The sequence below is a fragment of the Nostoc sp. KVJ3 genome, from assembly GCF_026127265.1.
GTDB lineage: Bacteria > Cyanobacteriota > Cyanobacteriia > Cyanobacteriales > Nostocaceae > Nostoc.
The window spans coordinates 1,723,958-1,744,962 of sequence record NZ_WWFG01000001.1; the positions used below are offsets into that span (position 1 = coordinate 1,723,958).

The 21,005-nt window shown below is 41.6% G+C and carries 16 protein-coding genes; 11 read left to right on the top strand and 5 right to left on the bottom strand.

Annotated features, from left to right (window positions below; all coding sequences use genetic code 11):
- The first annotated feature begins 66 nt into the window (after positions 1-66).
- The 5 genes from GTQ43_RS06930 (at position 67) to GTQ43_RS06950 (ending at position 5,439) form a co-directional block, all read left to right on the top strand.
- A complete protein-coding gene (locus GTQ43_RS06930) occupies positions 67-678 on the top strand; it encodes a peroxiredoxin (protein WP_265271830.1) in 612 nt (203 codons plus the stop codon).
- Positions 679-1,096: 418 nt separating this feature from the next.
- Positions 1,097-1,639 carry a peroxiredoxin family protein gene (locus GTQ43_RS06935; RefSeq protein WP_265271832.1) on the top strand — a complete coding sequence of 181 codons (543 nt, stop codon included), beginning with the start codon at positions 1,097-1,099 and terminating at the stop codon, positions 1,637-1,639.
- 207 nt (positions 1,640-1,846) lie between these two features.
- A complete protein-coding gene (gene uvrA / locus GTQ43_RS06940; protein ID WP_265271834.1) occupies positions 1,847-4,735 on the top strand; it encodes an excinuclease ABC subunit UvrA in 2,889 nt (962 codons plus the stop codon).
- A 135-nt stretch (positions 4,736-4,870) separates the two neighbouring features.
- The gene (locus tag GTQ43_RS06945; protein ID WP_265271836.1) at positions 4,871-5,203 is read left to right on the top strand and encodes a DUF6883 domain-containing protein; all 333 of its coding nucleotides are present in this window, start codon (positions 4,871-4,873) and stop codon (positions 5,201-5,203) included.
- A 17-nt stretch (positions 5,204-5,220) separates the two neighbouring features.
- Entirely contained in the window at positions 5,221-5,439 is a 219-nt protein-coding gene (locus GTQ43_RS06950) for a DUF4926 domain-containing protein (protein ID WP_265271838.1), read from the top strand.
- A gap of 118 nt (positions 5,440-5,557) precedes the next feature.
- Here GTQ43_RS06950 and GTQ43_RS06955 read toward each other — a convergent pair whose 3' ends face one another.
- Positions 5,558-5,989: a DUF2358 domain-containing protein gene (locus GTQ43_RS06955; protein WP_265271840.1), complete on the bottom strand. Its 432-nt coding sequence runs from the start codon at positions 5,987-5,989 to the stop codon at positions 5,558-5,560.
- Between the two features lie 284 nt (positions 5,990-6,273).
- Here GTQ43_RS06955 and GTQ43_RS06960 point away from each other — a divergent pair, with 284 nt between their 5' ends.
- The gene (locus GTQ43_RS06960; protein ID WP_265271842.1) at positions 6,274-7,134 is read left to right on the top strand and encodes an alpha/beta fold hydrolase; all 861 of its coding nucleotides are present in this window, start codon (positions 6,274-6,276) and stop codon (positions 7,132-7,134) included.
- Positions 7,135-7,445: 311 nt separating this feature from the next.
- A complete protein-coding gene (locus tag GTQ43_RS06965) occupies positions 7,446-7,907 on the top strand; it encodes a pentapeptide repeat-containing protein (protein ID WP_265271844.1) in 462 nt (153 codons plus the stop codon).
- A 252-nt stretch (positions 7,908-8,159) separates the two neighbouring features.
- On the opposite strand, the gene GTQ43_RS06970 is transcribed toward GTQ43_RS06965, so the two are convergent.
- Together GTQ43_RS06970 and GTQ43_RS06975 are read right to left on the bottom strand one after the other, a co-directional pair.
- Positions 8,160-10,271 carry a M3 family metallopeptidase gene (locus GTQ43_RS06970; protein WP_265271846.1) on the bottom strand — a complete coding sequence of 704 codons (2,112 nt, stop codon included), beginning with the start codon at positions 10,269-10,271 and terminating at the stop codon, positions 8,160-8,162.
- A 373-nt stretch (positions 10,272-10,644) separates the two neighbouring features.
- Positions 10,645-10,854, bottom strand: a complete 210-nt coding sequence (locus GTQ43_RS06975) for a hypothetical protein (protein ID WP_041565457.1) — start codon at positions 10,852-10,854, stop codon at positions 10,645-10,647.
- Between the two features lie 389 nt (positions 10,855-11,243).
- Here GTQ43_RS06975 and GTQ43_RS06980 point away from each other — a divergent pair, with 389 nt between their 5' ends.
- The gene (locus tag GTQ43_RS06980) at positions 11,244-12,293 is read left to right on the top strand and encodes an adenosine deaminase (RefSeq protein WP_265271856.1); all 1,050 of its coding nucleotides are present in this window, start codon (positions 11,244-11,246) and stop codon (positions 12,291-12,293) included.
- Positions 12,294-12,869: 576 nt separating this feature from the next.
- On the opposite strand, the gene GTQ43_RS06985 is transcribed toward GTQ43_RS06980, so the two are convergent.
- The gene (locus tag GTQ43_RS06985; protein WP_265271857.1) at positions 12,870-13,205 is read right to left on the bottom strand and encodes a rhodanese-like domain-containing protein; all 336 of its coding nucleotides are present in this window, start codon (positions 13,203-13,205) and stop codon (positions 12,870-12,872) included.
- A 149-nt stretch (positions 13,206-13,354) separates the two neighbouring features.
- Here GTQ43_RS06985 and mutL point away from each other — a divergent pair, with 149 nt between their 5' ends.
- Positions 13,355-15,067 carry a DNA mismatch repair endonuclease MutL gene (gene mutL / locus GTQ43_RS06990; RefSeq protein ID WP_265271859.1) on the top strand — a complete coding sequence of 571 codons (1,713 nt, stop codon included), beginning with the start codon at positions 13,355-13,357 and terminating at the stop codon, positions 15,065-15,067.
- Positions 15,068-16,295: 1,228 nt separating this feature from the next.
- Here the strand turns inward: mutL and cas12k are convergent.
- Positions 16,296-18,203 carry a type V CRISPR-associated protein Cas12k gene (cas12k, locus tag GTQ43_RS06995; protein ID WP_265271861.1) on the bottom strand — a complete coding sequence of 636 codons (1,908 nt, stop codon included), beginning with the start codon at positions 18,201-18,203 and terminating at the stop codon, positions 16,296-16,298.
- Positions 18,204-18,271: 68 nt separating this feature from the next.
- On the opposite strand from cas12k, the gene GTQ43_RS07000 reads away from it, so the two are divergent.
- Positions 18,272-18,703, top strand: coding sequence for a MerR family transcriptional regulator (locus tag GTQ43_RS07000; RefSeq protein WP_265271863.1), 432 nt, complete (start codon positions 18,272-18,274; stop codon positions 18,701-18,703).
- Between the two features lie 75 nt (positions 18,704-18,778).
- A complete protein-coding gene (locus tag GTQ43_RS07005) occupies positions 18,779-21,004 on the top strand; it encodes a type I restriction endonuclease subunit R (protein ID WP_265271865.1) in 2,226 nt (741 codons plus the stop codon).
- Position 21,005 lies beyond the last annotated feature (1 nt).

The following is a 21,005-nucleotide window of genomic DNA, read 5'->3' on the forward strand; positions in this document are numbered from 1 at the left end:
TGGACGGGTAAGTTTTACCTGACCCGAATTTAAACGCTACTAAACCGATAAAGGAGAATTAGGTTAATGTCCCTTACTTACGGAACCGAAGGAAGCCTCCGCGTTGGTCAACAAGCTCCCGATTTCACAGCAACGGCTGTGGTAGATCAGGAATTTAAGACAATCAAACTTTCCGATTATCGCGGTAAGTATGTCGTCCTGTTTTTCTACCCACTAGACTTTACCTTTGTTTGTCCCACTGAAATCACAGCATTTAGCGATCGCTACGAAGAATTCAAGAAAATCAATACAGAAGTCCTTGGGGCTTCAGTTGATAGTGAATTCTCGCACCTCGCTTGGATTCAAACAGATCGGAAATCTGGTGGCGTTGGCGACCTGAATTATCCTCTAGTCTCCGACATCAAGAAAGAGATTAGCGCCGCCTACAATGTTCTTGATCCAGCAGCAGGTATTGCTTTACGTGGTCTGTTCATCATCGATAAAGATGGTATCATACAGCACGCTACCATCAACAACCTAGCTTTTGGTCGCAGCGTTGATGAAACCCTGCGGACATTACAAGCAATTCAGTATGTTCAGTCTCACCCCGATGAAGTTTGCCCAGCTGGTTGGAAACCTGGTGACAAGACAATGAATCCCGATCCAGTGAAGTCTAAAGTTTACTTCTCTGCTGTCTAATTTCCTCGGTTCTAGCAAACTCTAATCTATTCTGTTTGGAGTTGAGAGCAAAATCAATAAAAACCACAGATAAACAGAGATATACATTAAACAATGTCAACCTCCGTATCTATCTGTGGTTCTTTCATAAAATACAGGACTTATACCAGTTCTTTATGAAGATCCACATAATAAGTCCCCCCAACACATCGGGGGGTAAATATATGCAGCTTCACAAAGAAACGGTATTACATACAGACTACGATTTTACGTCATTACGAGCGAAGCGAAGTAATCGCAAAGGCTTAGTTTATTGTCACAAGTGCGTCAGTCCTAAAATAGTTATTTAAGTAATTTTTATTAAAAATCATCCCCATAGATAAAGTATCTAAAAGCTTATCAAATAGCTCTGTGACAATCCAAAATCCAAAATTGTCTTATGCTGACTTCAACTGATTTTAGTGGCTTATTAAATAAGCGATTCTTCCGCAATTTTTTACCAGTTCCAGCTAGGAATCAACTCAGGTTGGGAGTGGGAACACCAGACTTTCAACTGCCAGATATTACTAACGGAACTTTAGTGAAATTGTCTGATTATAAAGGCAAACAACCAGTTTTACTCGCCTTGACTCGCATCTTTACTGAAAAACAATATTGCCCCTTTTGTTTTCCTCACATCAAAGCTTTAAATGAGAACTACAAACAATTTAAAGATCGTGGTGTTGAAGTTTTGATGGTTACTAGTACTGATGAACGGCAGAGTCAAATTGTTGTGAGAGATTTAGGCTTAAAAATGCCGTTGTTAAGTGACCCAAGTTGTCGAGTATTTCGTACTTACCAAGTAGGGCAAGCACTAGGAGCGCCTTTACCAGCACAGTTTATCTTAGATAAAGATGGAAAACTTCGCTACTGGCATTTGTTTTCTTTCCTGGATCACAATGCTAGTGTTGACACACTTTTGGAGCAATTCAATATTTTATAAGGTTAAAAAGGGGGTCGCTAAAAGTGGGGGATTCCGATCGTAACCGTATTAGCACTTCTTCCACTGACAAGTCCAAAGCTTGGGTAATCTGTTCTAGAGAGAATAATGTCTACGGAATGAATCTGGAACAATAACTATACTATAAACGGATTAAAGATAGTATTATTAAGGACTGTTTCATGGGAAACTCCCTCTTTGTCGCCCAATATGTCAGACCAACAGCTAGCAGCATCCTTGAACGGACATCTTCCCTACCCCAGCCACAACAGCCAGAATACCATTCGGATTCGGGGCGCTAGGCAGCATAATCTGAAAAATATTGACTTGGAATTGCCACGCGATCGCTTAATCGTATTCACTGGCGTTTCTGGTTCTGGTAAGTCTTCCCTAGCATTTGACACCATTTTTGCTGAAGGACAACGCCGCTATGTCGAATCCCTCAGCGCCTACGCACGGCAATTTCTCGGACAACTGGATAAGCCGGATGTGGAAGCCATTGAAGGCTTAAGTCCAGCAATTTCCATCGATCAAAAATCAACCTCTCATAACCCCCGTTCCACGGTGGGGACGGTGACAGAGATTTACGACTATTTACGGCTGTTATTTGGTCGGGCTGGTGAACCCCATTGTCCGATATGCGATCGCTGTATTGCACCCCAGACAATCGATGAGATGTGCGATCGCATTATGGAATTACCAGACCGCACCCGCTTCCAAATCCTTGCACCCGTTGTTCGGGGGAAGAAAGGCACACACCGTAAGCTTTTGTCAAGTCTGGCTTCCCTTGGTTTTGTTCGCGTGCGAATCAATGGCGAAATCCGCGAACTGTCAGATTCCATTGAATTGGATAAAAATTTTACCCACACCATCGAAGTGGTAATTGACCGCTTGGTGAAAAAGGCCGATATTCAGGAGCGTTTGGTTGATTCTCTGTCTACGTGTCTCAAACAATCGGGTGGGATTGCAGCCATTCTGGTGACTTTGCTTGGTGACGACGGACAAGAAAAAGAAGAAGAATTAGTATTTTCGGAAAATTTTGCCTGTCCAGAACATGGCGCGGTAATGGAGGAACTATCACCGCGATTGTTCTCGTTTAACTCACCTTATGGTGCTTGTCCGCACTGTCATGGAATCGGGACATTAAGGAGATTTGCGCCCGACTTGATTGTACCCGACTGGGAAGCGCCAGTTTATGCTGCGATCGCGCCTTGGTCAGAAAAAGATAATTCTTATTATCTAGAATTACTTTATAGCGTGGGACAGCTTTATGGGTTTGAGTTACAGACAAATTGGGGCAAGCTGACAGAAGAACAGCAACAAATTATTTTGTATGGCGAGAAAGATGAACGAGCCGCAGAAGCACAAAGAAAGCAGAGTTTTAAAGGTGCGATTCCAATTTTGCAACGGCAATATGAGGGTGGTTCAGAATTAGTTAAGCAAAAATTAGAGCAGTATTTAATTGACCAACCGTGTGAAGTTTGTCAAGGAAAACGGTTAAAACCGGAAGCCTTGGCGGTAAAGTTGGGACAATATGGAATTTTAGATTTGACTACCGTATCAATTCGGGATTGTCGGGAGAGAATTGAGCAATTTCAGTTGAGCGATCGCCAGTTACAAATTGCTGATTTAGTATTGAGAGAAATCAAAGCTAGATTGCAATTTTTGTTAGATGTCGGTTTAGATTACCTCACCCTTGACCGTCCCGCCATGACCCTTTCTGGTGGCGAAGCCCAACGAATTCGTCTAGCAACACAAATTGGTTCTGGATTAACAGGAGTTCTTTACGTCTTAGATGAACCGAGTATTGGTTTGCATCAACGAGATAATGGTAGATTGCTCAAAACTTTAACGAAATTGCGCGATTTGGGTAATACATTAATTGTCGTTGAACACGATGAAGAAACAATTCGTGCAGCTAACTATATAGTTGATATTGGCCCTGGTGCAGGAATTCACGGCGGAAATATCGTTGCCCAAGGTGATTTTCAGGCGTTATTAGCAGCAGAGGATTCTTTAACTGGTGCTTATTTATCAGGAAGGCAAGTAATTACCACACCAGCAGAACGCCGAGAAGGAAATGGGCGCAGTTTGGGAATTAAAAATGCCCATCGCAACAATTTACAAAATATAGATGTAGACATTCCATTAGGTAAACTTGTCTCCATTACTGGTGTGTCTGGTTCTGGCAAATCTACCCTAATTAACGAGTTACTGTATCCATCTCTACAACACCATTTAACAAAGAAAGTTCCCTTACCAAGACATTTGGATAAAATTCAGGGATTAAACGCGATTGATAAAGCGATCGTGATCGATCAATCTCCCATTGGACGTACACCACGTTCCAACCCTGCAACTTACACAGGAATTTTTGATGCCATTCGGGATGTATTTTCCCAAACAGTCGAAGCTAAAGCTAGAGGCTACAAACCTGGACAATTTTCCTTCAACGTTAAAGGTGGACGTTGCGAAGCTTGTAGCGGCCAGGGTGTGAATGTGATTGAAATGAACTTTCTCCCGGATGTTTACGTGCAATGCGAAATTTGTAAAGGTGCAAGATACAACCGCGAGACTTTGCAGGTGAAGTATAAAGATAAATCAATCTCTGATGTTCTGAGAATGACAGTAGAGGAGAGTTTAGACTTCTTTCAGAATATCCCCAAAGCGATCGCGCGTTTGCAAACTTTATTTGATGTTGGCTTGGGTTATGTCCAACTAGGACAACCTGCGACTACCTTATCAGGTGGGGAAGCGCAACGGGTAAAATTAGCAACCGAGTTATCTCGCCGCGCCACAGGTAAGACATTGTATTTAATAGATGAACCGACAACAGGGTTATCTTTTTACGATGTCCATAAATTATTAGATGTCTTGCAAAGATTGGTAGATAAAGGCAATTCAATATTAGTAATTGAACACAACTTAGATGTAATCCGTTGTTCTGATTGGGTGATAGATTTAGGGCCAGAAGGTGGCGATAAAGGTGGAGAATTGATTGCTGTGGGTACACCAGAGGAAGTTGCAAAAAATCCTAGGTCTTATACTGGACAATATTTAAAGCAGGTGTTGAAACAGTATCCGGCGGTGAAATCTTAGTCTTTTTAAAGTAGGGCGTATTATATAAAACTAAAGATCCTATCTCTAAATTTTATCCCTAGTTTGAGACTATTTGATTTTTATTTAACTGTTGAATTGCAGTATGGGTGAGTCAAAGGTTGTAGCCAACGTATTATGAAACTTCCTAACCCTGAATGCGCCATCGTTGAAATAGATAAAATCGCGGGTTACTGTCTCAACCCAGAACATTCAGAGGGAAAACACAAAGCCCGTGTATTTAAATCTGCACTAGACTTAAATTTAGATGATGCAGAAGAATTACAAGCGATCCTTTTACAAGCAGTAGCAAATTATGATGCTATCCCTGGTAAAAGTAATCCATACGGTCAAAAATATATCATTGATTTTCCTCTGAATCGTTCAGATAAACAAGCAATTATTCAAAGCGTTTGGATAGTGCGTAATAATGAAGGCTTCCCCCGCCTAGTCACCTGTTATGTAATCTAAGCAATGAGGTAATACCAATGAAATTATTAGATGTGGTTGCCATAACCGAAGACTTACCAGAATTGGGATTGTATCGCGGTCAAGTAGGAACGATTGTAGAAGAATATGAACCTGGAGTTTTTGAAGTAGAATTCAGCGACTTAACAGGAAAAGCTTATGCCGTAGAAACTTTAAATGCTAGCCAGCTGATGACTTTATATCATCAACCAATTGGTGGGAAAACATTATTAGTTTAACTGCCCTCCCTACGGTATTTTTGAGGTCGGCTCAACACCCTGATAATCCGAGGCTGATGTTGAGACAGTAAGTGGCTATAAATGTCTGAGTTAAAAGTAAGGGTCATTTTTCCAATATCTAATTAGCTATCTCTTCCCTTTGCCAAAACTGCCGTAAAATCTCCCTAGGTTTACGATCCCATGTGTCGATATGCTCGTATATCAAATTATCTTGATTAAATTTATACGTTGAATAGCCATTAAAAAGCAACCCTGCTTTCCAAGGAACACGCAACACTCCCCGCACTGTCCACTTGGCTAATATTGTATCTTCATCTGACTGATAAACCTCATGCACATCAAAGTAAATTTGGGTAAAAAATAGCCGAGCGTGAAATCGCAAAGTCCAAAATATAATGCGATAGTTAAATTTGTATTTGAATGTATTTACTGGGTCTTTAAAATAGATATCTTGTGTATAAATGTCATAAGAAATATCTTTTTCAAAAAGTGTCGGTAAATCCTGTTTGAGAGTTTTAATTACCTCTTGTACTGAGAATTGAGATTCCACGCGTCTTTTCCCTTAAGAAATCTTTTTTAAGGCTAAATTATATCGACTATTCCCCACTTCAGCCATGCGGGTGAGTCTTGCAGATATTCCTGGAATACCTAATCATGGATATTAGGTGCGATCGCTACTAGCAAATTCGGATTCACCAAAAATCAGTCAGAATATCGGCAATTTCTTACCAATATCTATCTAAAGGAGAATTGCCATATTAAAACTATCTTTTAATAGATGCTTTGATCAAGAATATTACAAATGATGAATATCACCAACAAAAAACACAATATATGTCTGTAATCGAACATTGGAAACACGAATATATAACTACCAATGGGGTAAAACTACATTACGTTACCCAAGGTGAAGGCCCCTTAATGTTGATGTTGCATGGGTTTCCTGAGTTTTGGTACTCTTGGCGGCATCAAATACCAGAATTTGCCCAAAATTTTAAAGTAGTCGCCATTGACTTGCGCGGCTACAACGATAGTGATAAACCAACAGAGCAATCAGCTTATGTCATGGCTGAGTTTATCAGAGATGTTGAAGGAGTAATTAAAGGATCAGGATACCAAAAATGTGTATTAGTTGGTCATGATTGGGGAGGTGCGATCGCTTGGAAGTTTGCATATACTCACCCAGAAATGCTAGAGCAATTAATTATTCTTAACCTACCTCATCCTGCTAAATTTGCCCAAGGATTACGCACTTTCCAACAGTTGCAACGTAGTTACTACATCTTCCTCTTTCAAATACCGTGGATGCCAGAATTACTTTTACAATCTTCAGACTACCAAGCAATTGAAACAATTTTTAAAGGTACAGCAGTTAACAAGAGTGCTTTTACTAAAGCGGATATTGACGCTTATAAAGATGCTGCGGCAAAACGCGGTGCCCTCACAGCAATGTTGAACTACTACCGCAATATTTTTCAACAGAGAATGTTAAATCCAAGTTGGGGCGTTCTGGAAGTGCCAACACTCATGATTTGGGGAGAAAATGATACCGCACTCGGCAAGGAGTTAACCTACGACACCGCAGCATTTGTCCGCGACTTTCAAATCAAGTACATTCCTAATTGTGGCCATTGGGTGCAGCAAGAACAGCCTGAATTAGTCAATCAGTATATGCAAGAATTTCTGAAGACTTAACCTAATTTGCTAATTTGCGATCAAATCAATTGATCAAGTATAAATACTTATCAAATTAGCCAAATTATGGCAAGTAGTGCAAGCCCTAAAAAAGATTTAATAGAGATTTAACACTAGCAGCTTTTTAGGGTTTATCGAGTAAAAATCAGACAAAAACAGGATATATGGCATTTTTTACTTTGCTATTATAGCTGTCTCATATCAAAACCACCTCATTAGCACATAGATAGATTGACCTCACGAATTTTAGTGAGATAATAGAGTTGTGAGGGACAGAACGGACGCAACTTGATTATTAAAGGGGGAAAATTATGAAACTCCAGCTATTAGCGGCCATGGCCTTAGCAACTCCCCTATTTTTCGCTAGCTCGGTTAGAGCCGAAAATCCGCAGGATTTACAAAAGCTGCTTTCAACTGGGGAATGTATCCAGTGTAATTTATCGGGAGCTAACCTCAGTGGCGCTCATTTGATTGGTGCTGACTTGAGAGGCTCGAAGCTCCAAGGAGCCAACCTTGTAGGGGCTAACCTCGAAGGAGCTGACTTAACTGGTGCAAACTTGGCAGGTGCTAACCTAACATCAGCTTATGTAAGCAATGTGAATTTGAAGCAAACCAATCTCAACGGAGTAAATTTTACTCGCGCCACGATTCACGATTCTAATGTGTATAAAGCATCAATGAACGATCTAAATCTCACTGATGCCGAAGTATTCAACACTGGAATCGGGATTGGGGGAGAAGGAGCCGGTGACGTGATTCCCGACTGGAAATAGGCTGAACTGAATAGGCAGGTTTAAAAAACACAACATCAGAGAAACTGGTTTTTGCCAGTATTATCTTTAAAATCTGCCGATAAAAAAATAAAAAATGAACCCCCTCTGTCTTGTAATCATCTTAACTATGACGAAAGCAGAGAGGGTTTCTTATTGCGATTGAGTTGTAGGGGCAATTCATGAATTGCCCCTACAACGCAGGTCTATTTACGCGAGAGACGTTGCAATGCAACGTTCCTACAGAGGTATCGTTTAATTTACAGCAACACTGACTAAACCATTGTGCCTAAGCAAAGCGTTCGTGCTTGGTTCACGACCCCGGAAAGTTTTAAACACCTCCATTGGATGCTGACCACCACCGAGTGCCAGCACCGTATCCCGATAACGCCGACCTGTAGCTTTTATCGCCTCTTCATCTTCTAGCCCAGCTTCTTCAAAAGCGGCAAAAGCATCAGCACTAAGCACCTCGGCCCATTTGTAACTGTAGTAACCTGCTGCATAACCACCCTCAAAAATATGTCCAAAAGCACATAAAATTGAATCTTCTGGAAGTGGCTGTAAAACGGTAGTAGTCTTGGCTAGGCGATGACGCACATCTGATGGAGTTTCATTACTACCAGGATGATAATGGTAGTGTAGTTCTAAATCAAGACTGCTCAGGTGAATCTGCCGCAACATAGCAGTACCACTCATATAATTACGCGCCGCTAACAGCTTTTGATAATAATGCTCCGGTAAGGCTTCACCAGTTTCGTAATGTTTCGCCATCCCAAACAAAGTGGGTCGCTCGTAGCACCAGTTTTCCATAAACTGACTAGGTAGTTCCACTGCATCCCATTCAACATTATTGATACCTGCGGCTCCAGGATAGTCAACCTTAGTAAGCAGATGTTGCAATCCATGACCAAACTCGTGGAATAGAGTCTCTACTTCATAGAAGGTCATTAAACTAGGTTTACCGTCTACGGGAGGACTTTGATTACACACCAAATAAGCTACTGGTAAACGGATGGCAGTGACACCATTTTCAGTAATTTTGGCTCGATTAATGCACACATCCATCCAAGCACCACCGCGTTTTTCTGCTGGACGGCTGTATGGGTCTAAGTAAAAGTAGGCTATGGGAGAACCAGTTTCGTCAGCAATTTGGAAATAACGGACATCCTCATGCCATACTGGGGCTTGACCATCGGCAGGAGTGACAGTAACACCAAATAGCCGCTTGACTAGTCCAAATAAGCCGTCTAAAACTTGGGGAAGGGGAAAGTAGGGACGCAATTCTTCAGCAGTAAAGGCAAATTTTGCTTCTCGTTGGCGTTCTGCCCAAAAGCTAATATCCCAGTGTTTTAAATCTTCAGCTTCTGCCGCTCCCTGTGCTGCTGCAAAAGCTTTGAGTTCTAGCAAGTCTTTGACAGCAGCATCATAACTAGCGTGGCGTAGTTCTTCTAACAGGGCGTTGACTGCTTCAACGTTGGGAGCCATTTTACTAGCGAGGCTCAATTGGGCAAAACTTTTAAAGCCTAGTATATCTGCGAGTTCTTGGCGCAACTTCAAAATGCGCTCAATTAAGGGATTATTATTCAAATCACCCATAGAAGCGCGGGTGATATGAGCTTTATAGAGCTTTTCACGCAAATCTCGACGGGTGCTGTGCTGCATGAAAGGGCCATAGCTGGGGAAGTCTAAAGTAATCCGCCAGGGGCCATTTTCTGGCGTGGCGTTGCTTTCGCCGGCTGCACGAGCAACTTGGGCTGCTAGACTCACTAAGCTTGGTGGTAAACCGTCAATTTCTGTTTGTGTTGTTAGGGTTAAGCTGAAGGCTTTAGTCGCATCAAGTACATGGTTAGAAAATTTGGTAGAAAGTTCTGCTAACTCCATTTGTATGGCGTTGAAACGTTCTCTTACCTCTCCTTCTAAGCCAACACCAGAAAGTTCTGCATCCCGAATGGCCGCTTCTACAATGCGCTGTTGGGCTAATTCTAAAGTTGCCCAATTCTCACTGGTACGGAGTGCTTTAAAAGCATTGTATATGGGTTGGCTTTGACCGAGCTTATTGATAAATTGTACGACTAATGGCTGTACGATTTCATGAGCTTCGCGCAGTTCTGGGCTATTTTTAACACCCATTAAATGATTCACCACCCCCCAACTCCAAGTCAGCCGTTCTGTCAGCTTTTCTAAGGGTTCTACTAAACCACTCCAAGTAGGCTGTACACTAGCCTCTAAGCTGGTAAGCTGGTGTTCAAGTTCTGCCAACAACTGATTGAAGGCTGGTACAACTCGTTCTGGTTTAATCTCTGCAAAGGGAGGTAAGCCAACGCCTTGGAGTAAGGGATTATCGGAAATAATGGTACTTGCACTCATGGTTTTGTGTGAACTGCGAACTAATAAAAATCAATAATGATTTTTATTTATATATATCTTCTAATGTAGCGATCGCTGTGCTAAATAGTCTTGATATTCTAACAAAAAGGGGAAAAAAGCGAGAAGTACTGACAAATTTATCCTGATACAGCCATTTTGTTTGACTTGTGAATAATATCTGACGGGGTAACAGTTCCAGAAATATCGGCTAAAGTCTCTGAGATAATATAGTTATCCACCAATATTCTCTTTGTATGTGCGTAGGCGTAGCCCGCCACAGGTATCACACCTTGACCTTATAATAAAAATTAAATCCAGCTTGAGGCTGGACAATAGCTAGAGATATTTTTGAGATTGAATGTTTCTTTGATTTTTAACTTACCAAATCAACTAAAGCATTAGACTGGAAGCGAACTATAGACGAGACTGAGCAACCGCGATAATTTTCAGAGGTGAATACTGATAGTGTGATATTAGCTTGACCGGGATCTAATATGCGCTTTACCTTGCAGGTTTGCATTTTATTGTTGCAGTAAGCAATAATGCGATCGCCAGCTTTGACATCCAACGCTTGAATTTTCAATTAGTATCAACCTCGCCCAAGATTTTGTTTTGCTAAAGTAAAATATATTGCTACATTTCACTTGCTCAACAATTTAAATATTTATTTCAGTATAACACAAAAACCGATGGTATTGAATATTATCAAATTTCATCTTGATAATGTCAAGTTTATTTATCCTCAAAACTCCATTAAATGCGGGATTTTTAGAAAACAAGGATAAAATTGCGACCTTTGTGCAGCGTCTGCTACATCACACATCACAGTAGAAATCAAGCTACCATCAGACAAAAGGTTTAAACTCTCTCAAGAAGACAGGAAATATCTTTGCTCTCAATATTTATGAGTATAGATTTTTTATTTCTATGTTTTTGTTACAATTATTGAAATTTTTACCTAAAAGTACCACTATGGCTTTATATGCTGAATTACATAGGCATCTGGGCGGTTCCGTTGTACCGCGAGTTTTATGGCGATATTTCGAGCGACATTCATCGGAGTTGATTTCCCGCTTTGCTGACTATTCAGAATTTGAAGATTTTTATACCCGCCCACGCAATACCCTAGATGAGTATCTAGAATTACACACCTTAGTAGAAAGTGTGCAAACTGTGGAAACTTTGCCTTACTTTATCTATCGCTTGGTGCGGGGTGCTTACATTTTTGAAAATTTGGCTTATTTGGAACTACGTTACACTCCCTATTTACGGACACCTGAACATCTAAGTCAATCAGAGAGAATTGACAAGATGGCAGAAATCGTGCAAGTAGTAGGACTTGCCAGCCAGCAGCCAGAATATCCCATTGTAACTAGTCAAATTCTCTGTATGCACACGCGTCTACCATATCAGGTGAACAAGGCGATTGTTGATTTGGCGGCGCAAAATAAGCAGTATGTCTGTGCAGTAGATGTAGCAGGGGGTGATAGCTATTATGCCGATCGCTTAGAAGAATGGGTTAGCTTATATGATTATGCGCGATCGCTAGGCGTTAACACCACCGGACATCTATATGAAACCACCGCCGGGTGTTACCCAGAACTTCTACCATATCTCATGCGAATCGGTCACGGTATCCAAATTCCCCTACTGTATCCAGAACTACTTGATGATGTGGCTAAACGCGGACAATGTTTGGAGGTTTGCCCCACAACTTACCTGAAAACAGGTACTTTGCAGGATATACGTCAACTCAAATTAGTTTTTGACCGTTGTTTTGATGCTGGGGTGGATATCGCTATTTGTACTGATAATGCTGGGTTGCACAATGTGCGTCTACCCTTTGAGTATGAAAATCTCTTGACGTACAACATTATTAGTTTTGAACAACTACAAGCTTGTCAGGATGCTGCTTTCCGTCATGCTTTTGCTTGGCCTTACAGTGAACGTCCCGCATCCTTGTTAAACGGTTTGCTCAAGCCTGAACTACCGAAAGTTTTGGCTATCAAGGATAGTAATTAATGACCAAATAGTAATTCGTAATTCCTATACGGCAAGGATTCTGTTGATTTGGAAAAGGTAGTTTATTTATGCTGTGCTGCGCTAGAGTTCAGGAGTGCTGAGTGCTGAGTAACCCCATAGATAAATCTAGGGGATTGATCTTGGACGTATTAAATATATGCTACGCATCTCGAAATAAATATTTATTTCTTTTTCCATGACTTTTAAGCAGTTGCTCTCAGACTTTCTATGCTGTTAGCGGTAGCGGGGCGTTTAGCCCGTGCAATTATTACTTTTTTACTCTAAGCCGAGTTACTCAGCACTGTTTCGTTGAGAGAAAGTCAGATGATTTAATGTTAATTAATGTTGCAATCAGTGTTTTTATATGATTGTGTAGAGAAAGCTGTAATGCACAATCGATATCTGGCAAAAATCAAGGTCTTAGAGATTAAACCACAGATACACGCAGATAATTCATTAGTGTTTATTTATGGTTCATTTTTCGCTGATTGGATTTTTGCTAGAAGTCTAATGTGCAGTACAAAAAACCAGCAATGATGAAATAAATAGACTTAGATTGGTATGGCTGGGTTAGCTTTAAGCCCCAACACCTTCTGTAGCACCACCGGCTGAAATCCAAGCTGTAAGGCCACCTTTGATTTCCGCTACTTCAACAAACCCTGCTCCTCTCAAAATTTGTGCAGCCTGGGTTGTATGTTCGTCAGTGTCGCCATAAATATAGATATGGCGTTCTTTATGTAGGGCAGATTTGGCTTTAGATGCCAAATCGTCCAATGGGATTGGTATTGCTCCACTGATCCGACCGTGATTGTAGGTGTGGCGATCGCGCACATCAACAATTGTAAAACCTGGTTGACCCCATTGCAAACGGGTCTTTAAATCATGGACATCAGCAACTGAATTATTACTCATAAGCTTTTCCCGCTTATAACCTCACAAGCAATTTATCAAAAATCGCCTTTTAATTGAGTTTTCAGTCTAATAAGTTAATAATTTGCAACTATAAAAGAATCCCCATTTTTCCCACTTCCCTTACCCCCAGAAGCTATAAACTATAATTTATGGCATCTACTATTCAAGCTCTACCAACAGAAGTCGTATATCTTATTACAGCTGGGGAGGTAATCGACTCCTTAGCTTCTGTGGTGCGGGAATTGGTAGAAAATTCCCTAGACGCAGGTGCAACGCGAATTGTGGTTTCTCTATGGCCGCAGCAATGGCGAATTCGTGTGGCAGATAATGGCTGTGGAATGAACCTAGATGACTTGCAACAAGCAGCCACAGCCCACAGTACCAGTAAAATTCACTCCAGTGCCGATTTATGGAAAATTAACAGTTTGGGGTTTCGTGGTGAGGCGTTACACAGCTTAACAACTCTGGCAGATTTGGAAATTTTGAGTCGTCCTGTGGGTGGAAAATTAGGATGGCGAATTAGCTATGGCAATGCTGGGGAAGTTATGCAAGTTGAAGTAACTGCGATCGCACCTGGTACAGTGGTGACAGTTTCCAATCTGTTCGGTAATTGCTCATCTCGTCGTCAGGGATTACCCACAGTTGCCCAGCAAATGAAAGCCGTGCAAGCCACAATTCAACAAATCGCCTTGTGTCATCCCCACCTCACCTGGCAGATTTGGCAAAATGACCGTCAATGGTTCACCATCTCTCCGGCTGCTACAACTGGGCAACTGCTACCGCAGATTTTACCCCAGGTACGACAAGGTGATTTGCAAGAGGTGAAACTAGAAATACCCAACTCCCCTAACTCTTGTACAGAGGCGATTAATCGCGTCTCTCCCCACTCAACACTCACTTTAGTGGTAGGATTACCCGATCGCACTCATCGTCATCGTCCAGATTGGGTACGTGTAGCTATTAACGGACGAATGGTTAAGACACCGGAACTAGAGCAAACAATATTATCAGCATTTCACAGAACATTACCACGCGATCGCTATCCAATTTGTTTCTTACATCTTGCCATTGCACCCGATCAAATTAACTGGAATCGCAATCCAGCCAAAACAGAAATTTACCTCAACGAAATCATTTATTGGCAAGAGCAAATTACCCAAGCAATTAACCAAGCACTCAGCATTTCTTCTAGCAATCTCAAAGAAGCTGTTCACACAACACGAGTTAGTAAATTACTCAAAGCAGCAGAAGGCAAAGGCGGCTACAATTTTAATCCTCAAAATCCCAACCCTTGTACAGACGGGATTAATCGCGTCTCTCCTAACTCCTTAAAAGCTGTCGCTCAAGTTAGCAACACCTATATTGTGGCGGAACATTCAGCTGGTATGTGGTTAGTGGAGCAGCATATTGCCCATGAGCGAGTTTTGTATGAAAAATTATGCGATGATTGGCAACTTGTTCCCGTCGAACCGCCAATCATTCTTTATCAATTGTCACCAGCACAAGTATCGCAACTTCAACGTATCGGTTTAGAAATAGAACCCTTTGGCGAACAACTTTGGGCTGTCCGAAACATACCCACACCTTTGCAACAGCGAGACGACTGTGCAGAAGCAATTTTAGAACTTAGTTTGGGAGGCGATTTACAAACAGCCCAAGTAGCTGTCGCTTGTCGCAGCGCAATTCGTAATGGTACACCTATGAATCAACAAGAAATGCAGACACTTTTAGATAATTGGCAACGAACTCGCAACCCTCGCACCTGTCCCCACGGACGACCAATTTATCTATCTTTAGAAGAATCAGCTTTAGCCAGGTTTTTCCGGCGTAATTGGGTAATTGGTAAAAGTCATGGAATTTAATTGTGAACTACCCCGCCGTAAGACGGACAGGGCTTCTGTTGTCGTTTGCCAAATTATTTGTCTGCGTTGACAGATTAATGTCCATATTGACAGATAAATGTCCGCATTGACAAATTAGTGTCCATTAAACAATCTGGATAAGGCATATCAAAAATGAACTGCTATGATCACAATACCAGTTTAACAATCCATGATTATTAACTAAGGATATCGGCGCAAATACTAAGTTGACAAGTTTTTGTCTCATTAGTCCAAGAATTCCATGACTTTTACCAATCTTTCAACCCACCTATAACCCACCTATTTTTAAGATAAGTTTGTAAAACTCTCCCCAAAAAAATTGTCAATTTTCAAAGTTTTCTTTCAGCCCTTTTCTAGCTAGGAATGCTTTTGAAACGCAAAAAAGTATTATCGTGCAAAGTCTCATTTTTCCTGCTTTTAAACCATCTTTAACTGAGAAGGGTGTTGAAATACTTCTGATTGCTTCTGTTTTTTGTGTGTCACTCCTTTCAATCCGCCTCTAGCTGGGAGGGGTGTTGAAACTCGAACCCATACTTATAGAGAAAGTGGATCTTGGCATCTTTCAACCCGCCTCTAGCTGGGAGGGGTGTTGAAACTAAGATAGTCGCGCAACTTTTCTCCGCCGGCTTTCGCATCTTTCAACCCGCCTCTAGCTGGGAGGGGTGTTGAAACCGCAGTCAACCAATGGGAGTTGGGAGCTAATGGCCCGTCTTTCAACCCGCCTCTAGCTGGGAGGGGTGTTGAAACTCTGCGCTTCAAACCCTTGATTTACCAATAGTTATGAAGGCATTTTTGTCACGTCTCCCAAAATCGCCTGTCAGTTAACACTTAAAAAAGTAAATCAACTGACACCTTAAAGGCTATAAACCTTATTAAACAAGCGATTTAAAGTTTTGGCAGGAGTCTCAGGGAAATCGCCCCCGCTTTACCATGCCAAAAAATAATTAAGGTGGGTTCCTCCTTGGTCGGAGGTGATTCGGTAGCCACCACTGCGGTAAACCCGCACCTCTATTACTGGGGGCGCACCTTATTCCTGTCCGCAAGGGACAGCAGCATCAAGGTGGGCAGCTACCAGGGTCAGAAAGCAAGACTGTTTAACAGCAGTCAAACTAACCCAAATTTACACAGCACAGAGGTTTATAACAAGCATGAGCTGCGGCGCTGTTGAATTTTCTTATTTTATTGTCAAGGTTCGGTGTTTTGTCAATCAGTTTATTTTGCGGGAATAGTAAGCTGCGATCGCTAATTCTCTCGCTTTCTCTTGTGGACTACCTCGAATTGGCTGTTTTGACTCCTCTATCACAATTCCAGCTTTAGCAGCTGACGAGTGAATATTTGCCATCAATCTGCCGTAACTCCACTGATGGACGCTAACTCGGTACTGTTTAGCATACTTTTGTTGAACTTCTATTAAGTCTGATTTTTGTTCAGCTTTGGCTTGAATCTCACTCTGAACTTGCTCTCGCATATTGTCCAAGTTAGGTAGAACAATACTTCCAGCAGAGTATGTTTGGGCGATCGCAATAATCTCTTTCGCTAGTAATCTGTCAATATATTCCCCTAACTCCGATTCTCCAAACTGATTTGGTGCAGCAAGCGTTTGAGCTATTTGGCGTTGGTGGGATAAGGAATGCTTTTGCTGTCGCTGTCGATTTACCAGTTTGTAATTATCACCCAGTAGTTGTTTGATGCTGCGATAGGTAATTACTTGACCCGTAGTGCCGTCTACTACCGCTAGCGTTGCAGGCTTTTCTAAGCCGAGGCTAATACCAACAAGAATATGAGATTGTCCTTTATATAAAGGTTTCGTGGGGCGAGGAAAAGGGTTATTAATTCTGTCTAAGGTGGAGTTTTTCCGTTTTATGTGGGCTTGCTGTTTTTCATTAAGGTCGCCTTTGGCTTTTGTATTAGTGATAATTTTAGCGATTTCTTCAGCTTTCTCTTCCCTTACTTGATTGGTTCCTTCAGTCGTCCATAGGCGTGTATCCACAGAACAGTAGAGGGTTAAGCGATTAACATTCCAAGGATCGCCTTTGCCTTCCTCTTCTTGCCAAGCAATACGCCCACTACGGAGGGTGAATAGGCTAGTGGAGTGTTGATTTTTGCTATTTTTCTTAATTTGTTGATCTTCTAGGAAACGTTTAAACCAGTGGAGTTGGCGAGAGTCACAATAGACTTGAAAGCTATGCTCACTTAAACCGTTGAATTTTACACAGATGCGCCCAAACTGGTTTTTAAACCAAGTCATGTCTTCGTTGCTTTCGTAAGCTACTGGGAAAGGTACTTTGCTGGATTGCCTTAAAAGGCTGTCTTGCCAAGATTTTGCCTCGGACTCATTTGTTGGAACGTTATGAGTAGCAACGACAATAGTTTCTAACCATTTGGTAGCGGTTAAATCTCGACCTTTAGGAATTCTTGTTTCTAGCTGTTCTCTGATGCGTTCAATCTGAATTTCAAGTTTACGACGGCGTTGAGCAAATTTTTTAGCGTCTTCCTCTTTCTCGTTGATTTTACAACCATTTTTGAGTAAATAGCTGATAGCACAACGAGTCAAGTTATCTTCTGTCTTGGAATAGGACTCAAATAAGTTCTTTGATAAACTCTTGCTATCTGAATTTTGAGATTTTTTGCGCTTTTTAGCTTTTTTCCCATTCGTTGATTCAGTTTCAGCAGTATTGAGAGGAGCAAATTGAACCAAAATTTCAGCAGCTTTAGTGCGAAGACTATCTAAGCTGACACCACTACTTTCTACCAATTCAACATCACTGTTGAGCATTTCCAACCAGCGATTTTTACCTTCTAGTTGGAACTGCGATCGCTTCATCAAGGCAAACCATGATTTATATATGTAGTTCACCAATGCGATCGCACTCGTATAAAACCGTCCAGGCTGACCAATAAAGTGAGGGTCAGTTTTCAAAGGTTCGCAGAGTTCTTTGACAACACCAGTGGGGTGTTTGCCCTTTTGTCGCCAAGTTTCAAACTCTGGATGTTGATTTACCCGATGCAATAGTTCATTAATCAGTGGCGTATTTAGCTCTGCCATCAACTTCCATAGTTGGTGGCGTGATGATTCTGAGGCTACAAGACGACACTGAATAGTGATTTGGCTCATCGCTTTAAAACAATATTGTCTAATACTAACATATTTGTATTAGACAAGTCTTCTGTAAAATAAATTGTATGCAGGAGACATTTTTTACAAGCAAGGAAGCTGCTGAAATCACAGGCTGCACCCTTCGTCAGCTACAGTATTGGCGAGAGAGGGGGGTGATTGTTCCTGTAATCAGTGATACTGGGACAGGACGTAGTATTTATTACTCAAAATCTAATTTGCTGGAACTGGCTGCAATGTCATATTGGCTATCTGTGGGTTTAAGTTTTGACATAGCCAGCACCACGCTCAAAAAGCTGAAAGACCAAGAGCCGGAGTTATTTACTTCAGGTAAAGGTAAGCGGTTTATGTTGTTGTCCCAAGCACAGGAGCGATCGCTTGAGCTTGTGGAGTTTGACAGAAAAAAGGCGATCGCATCTTTGGATGCAGGTAAGCCTGTAATTCCGGTGTGGTTAGACGAAATCTATCAAAAGTTGGCGCTGAAGTTGGGAAAAAGTTAAAACTTCTGGGATAAAGCGGAAAAAGCACTGACGCTGAGGGCTTAGTGCTAACTTTGGTAAGACAGGAGTGATTTGATGAGCGACTTTAGCAAAGAAACAGACGCACGTATTAATATTGATGACCTTCTCCGCCAAGCTGGATGGAACCCGGCTGATAAATCTCAGGTAATGACTGAGGTTTCGGCTCAAATGGCAGATGGAAGGAGAGGTAGAGCCGATTATCTACTGCTTGACCAAAGAGGTCGTCCCTTGGCTGTGATTGAAGCTAAGAAGCGTGCTATTGAGCCTTATGTTGCTAAGAACCAAGCACTTCCCTACGCCCAGCAACTTCAAGCACCATTTATTTTTCTCAGTAACGGCGAACTGATTTATTTCTGGGACTATCAAAACGATGATGCCCGGATTGTCAATTCATTTTTCTCACGGCGAGATTTAGAGCGATTGCTTGAAATGCGCTCAACCCGTCAACCCTTAGCTACTATTGAAATTCCTGAGTATTACACTCGACAGGGAGAAATTCGCTTAGTTCGTCCCTATCAAAAGGAAACTATGCAAGCTATTGACCATGCGGTTGAATTGGGCAAACGGCGATTTTTACTCGAACTACCAACTGGAACAGGTAAAACTGATTTAATTTGTCTGCAATTAAAACGCCTAATTCAATCGGGATATGCCGAAAAAATACTGTTTTTAGTGGATAGGGAACAATTAGCAAAACAGGCATTAGAAGCAGTTCAAGATGTTTTAAATCAGTATGGTAGCTACTGGTTCAAACCGAGTGTGATCCGGCAAGAGCAGCAAATTACAGTTTGCTTACTCCAAACAATGATTAGCCGTTATCGGGAGTTTACTAGCGGATATTTTGATGTTGTTGTGGCTGATGAATGTCACCGTTCGATTTATGGTATTTGGCAGACGGCACTTACTCACTTTGATGCGTTCCATATTGGTTTAAGTGCTACGCCAGCAGCTTACATTGAACGTAATACTTTTGATTTCTACAACTGTCGGAATGAGCAGCCAGATTTTACTTACTCTATTCAAACAGCATTTGAGCAAAAGTATCTTGTTCCCTATCGGTTCGCTACTGGCATAACTGAAATTATTGCTGAAGGTGCTGAAGTTGATGAGGTTTATTATGACCCAGCAGCCTTTGAACGCAAGTGGACTAATGAGGCGAGTAACCGCCTCATGATGCAGGAATTTGATAGGCTGGCTTGGGAAAATTATCAAGAATTAGCACCAGGACAAAAGATTGGGCCTGGTAAGTCGATAGTATTTGCTTTGACAAAAAATCATGCGGCACGGTTGACCAGATATCTTAACGAATTACATCCAGAATGTAAGGGGCATTACGCTGAAGTAATTACAAGTGATGTCACTAATGCTGATGATTTAATTCGCCAGTTCAAATATGAGGATTATCCACAAGTTGCAGTTAGTGTTGATATGCTCAATACTGGCTTTGATTGCCGGGAAGTTTTGCATTTAGTTATGTGTCGCACAGTGCGGAGTCCAATTCTTTATCAGCAAATTCGTGGACGGGGGACAAGAACTGCGCCACATATTGATAAACGCAAGTTTGTTATTTATGATTTTTTCAGAAATCACGAATATTTTAATGATAGCGATACTGATATTTATGCTGAAACTGGTCGAGGTCATGTATCAATTAGAAGCAACCAGCAACAATCCCGTCCTCGTTCAGAATTAATTGAATTAGGGCTGAGGGATAGATGGCAGCAATATGTCAGTTATGTAGAGGTAGGTACAGAAGGGGAGCGGGTTGATAAGCGTGATTATGTCACTAACTGGGAGCAAACTATTCAATCTGCTGTTAATAATGATCCAACACTCCAGAAAATCCGGGATGGAGAGTTGTTGACGGAAAGCGAAGAAACGGAACTGGTGCGACGTTTGAATACACCGCGATACTACTTTAATGAAGAAAACTTGCGGCGAGCTTACCGCAATTATAATGGCAGCTTGATTGATTTTATTCGGGCAGCATTGGGAATATTAAAGCTTAAAAGCCAGGAAGAATTACTAGAAGAAAACTTTAGAGCTTGGTTGGTTTCTCACTCTTTCGCACCAGCCCAAGCTCAGTATCTTTCTTTGTTGAAAAATCGGGGTATTGCCAAAGGTCTGCTAACCATAGATGATTTATTCTTGCCACCCCTCTCAGTTCTCAATGCTGCTGGTTTAGGTATAGAACTGTTTGGTGAGCAGGGATTGCGGGATATTTTTGATGAATTAAACCGCTCTGTGTTCGCGGTGGATGCTACAGGTACAGAGGGTTAAG

Excerpts from the sequence above, each read along its gene's own strand:
- GTQ43_RS06930 (WP_265271830.1), top strand. The coding sequence starts at position 67 with ATGTCCCTTACTTACGGAACCGAAGGAAGCCTCCGCGTTGGTCAACAA.
- GTQ43_RS06935 (WP_265271832.1), top strand. The coding sequence starts at position 1,097 with ATGCTGACTTCAACTGATTTTAGTGGCTTATTAAATAAGCGATTCTTC.
- uvrA (WP_265271834.1), top strand. The coding sequence starts at position 1,847 with ATGTCAGACCAACAGCTAGCAGCATCCTTGAACGGACATCTTCCCTAC.
- GTQ43_RS06945 (WP_265271836.1), top strand. The coding sequence starts at position 4,871 with ATGAAACTTCCTAACCCTGAATGCGCCATCGTTGAAATAGATAAAATC.
- GTQ43_RS06950 (WP_265271838.1), top strand. The coding sequence starts at position 5,221 with ATGAAATTATTAGATGTGGTTGCCATAACCGAAGACTTACCAGAATTG.
- GTQ43_RS06960 (WP_265271842.1), top strand. The coding sequence starts at position 6,274 with ATGTCTGTAATCGAACATTGGAAACACGAATATATAACTACCAATGGG.
- GTQ43_RS06965 (WP_265271844.1), top strand. The coding sequence starts at position 7,446 with ATGAAACTCCAGCTATTAGCGGCCATGGCCTTAGCAACTCCCCTATTT.
- GTQ43_RS06970 (WP_265271846.1), bottom strand. The coding sequence starts at position 10,271 with ATGAGTGCAAGTACCATTATTTCCGATAATCCCTTACTCCAAGGCGTT.
- GTQ43_RS06980 (WP_265271856.1), top strand. The coding sequence starts at position 11,244 with ATGGCTTTATATGCTGAATTACATAGGCATCTGGGCGGTTCCGTTGTA.
- GTQ43_RS06985 (WP_265271857.1), bottom strand. The coding sequence starts at position 13,205 with ATGAGTAATAATTCAGTTGCTGATGTCCATGATTTAAAGACCCGTTTG.
- mutL (WP_265271859.1), top strand. The coding sequence starts at position 13,355 with ATGGCATCTACTATTCAAGCTCTACCAACAGAAGTCGTATATCTTATT.
- cas12k (WP_265271861.1), bottom strand. The coding sequence starts at position 18,203 with ATGAGCCAAATCACTATTCAGTGTCGTCTTGTAGCCTCAGAATCATCA.
- GTQ43_RS07000 (WP_265271863.1), top strand. The coding sequence starts at position 18,272 with ATGCAGGAGACATTTTTTACAAGCAAGGAAGCTGCTGAAATCACAGGC.
- GTQ43_RS07005 (WP_265271865.1), top strand. The coding sequence starts at position 18,779 with ATGAGCGACTTTAGCAAAGAAACAGACGCACGTATTAATATTGATGAC.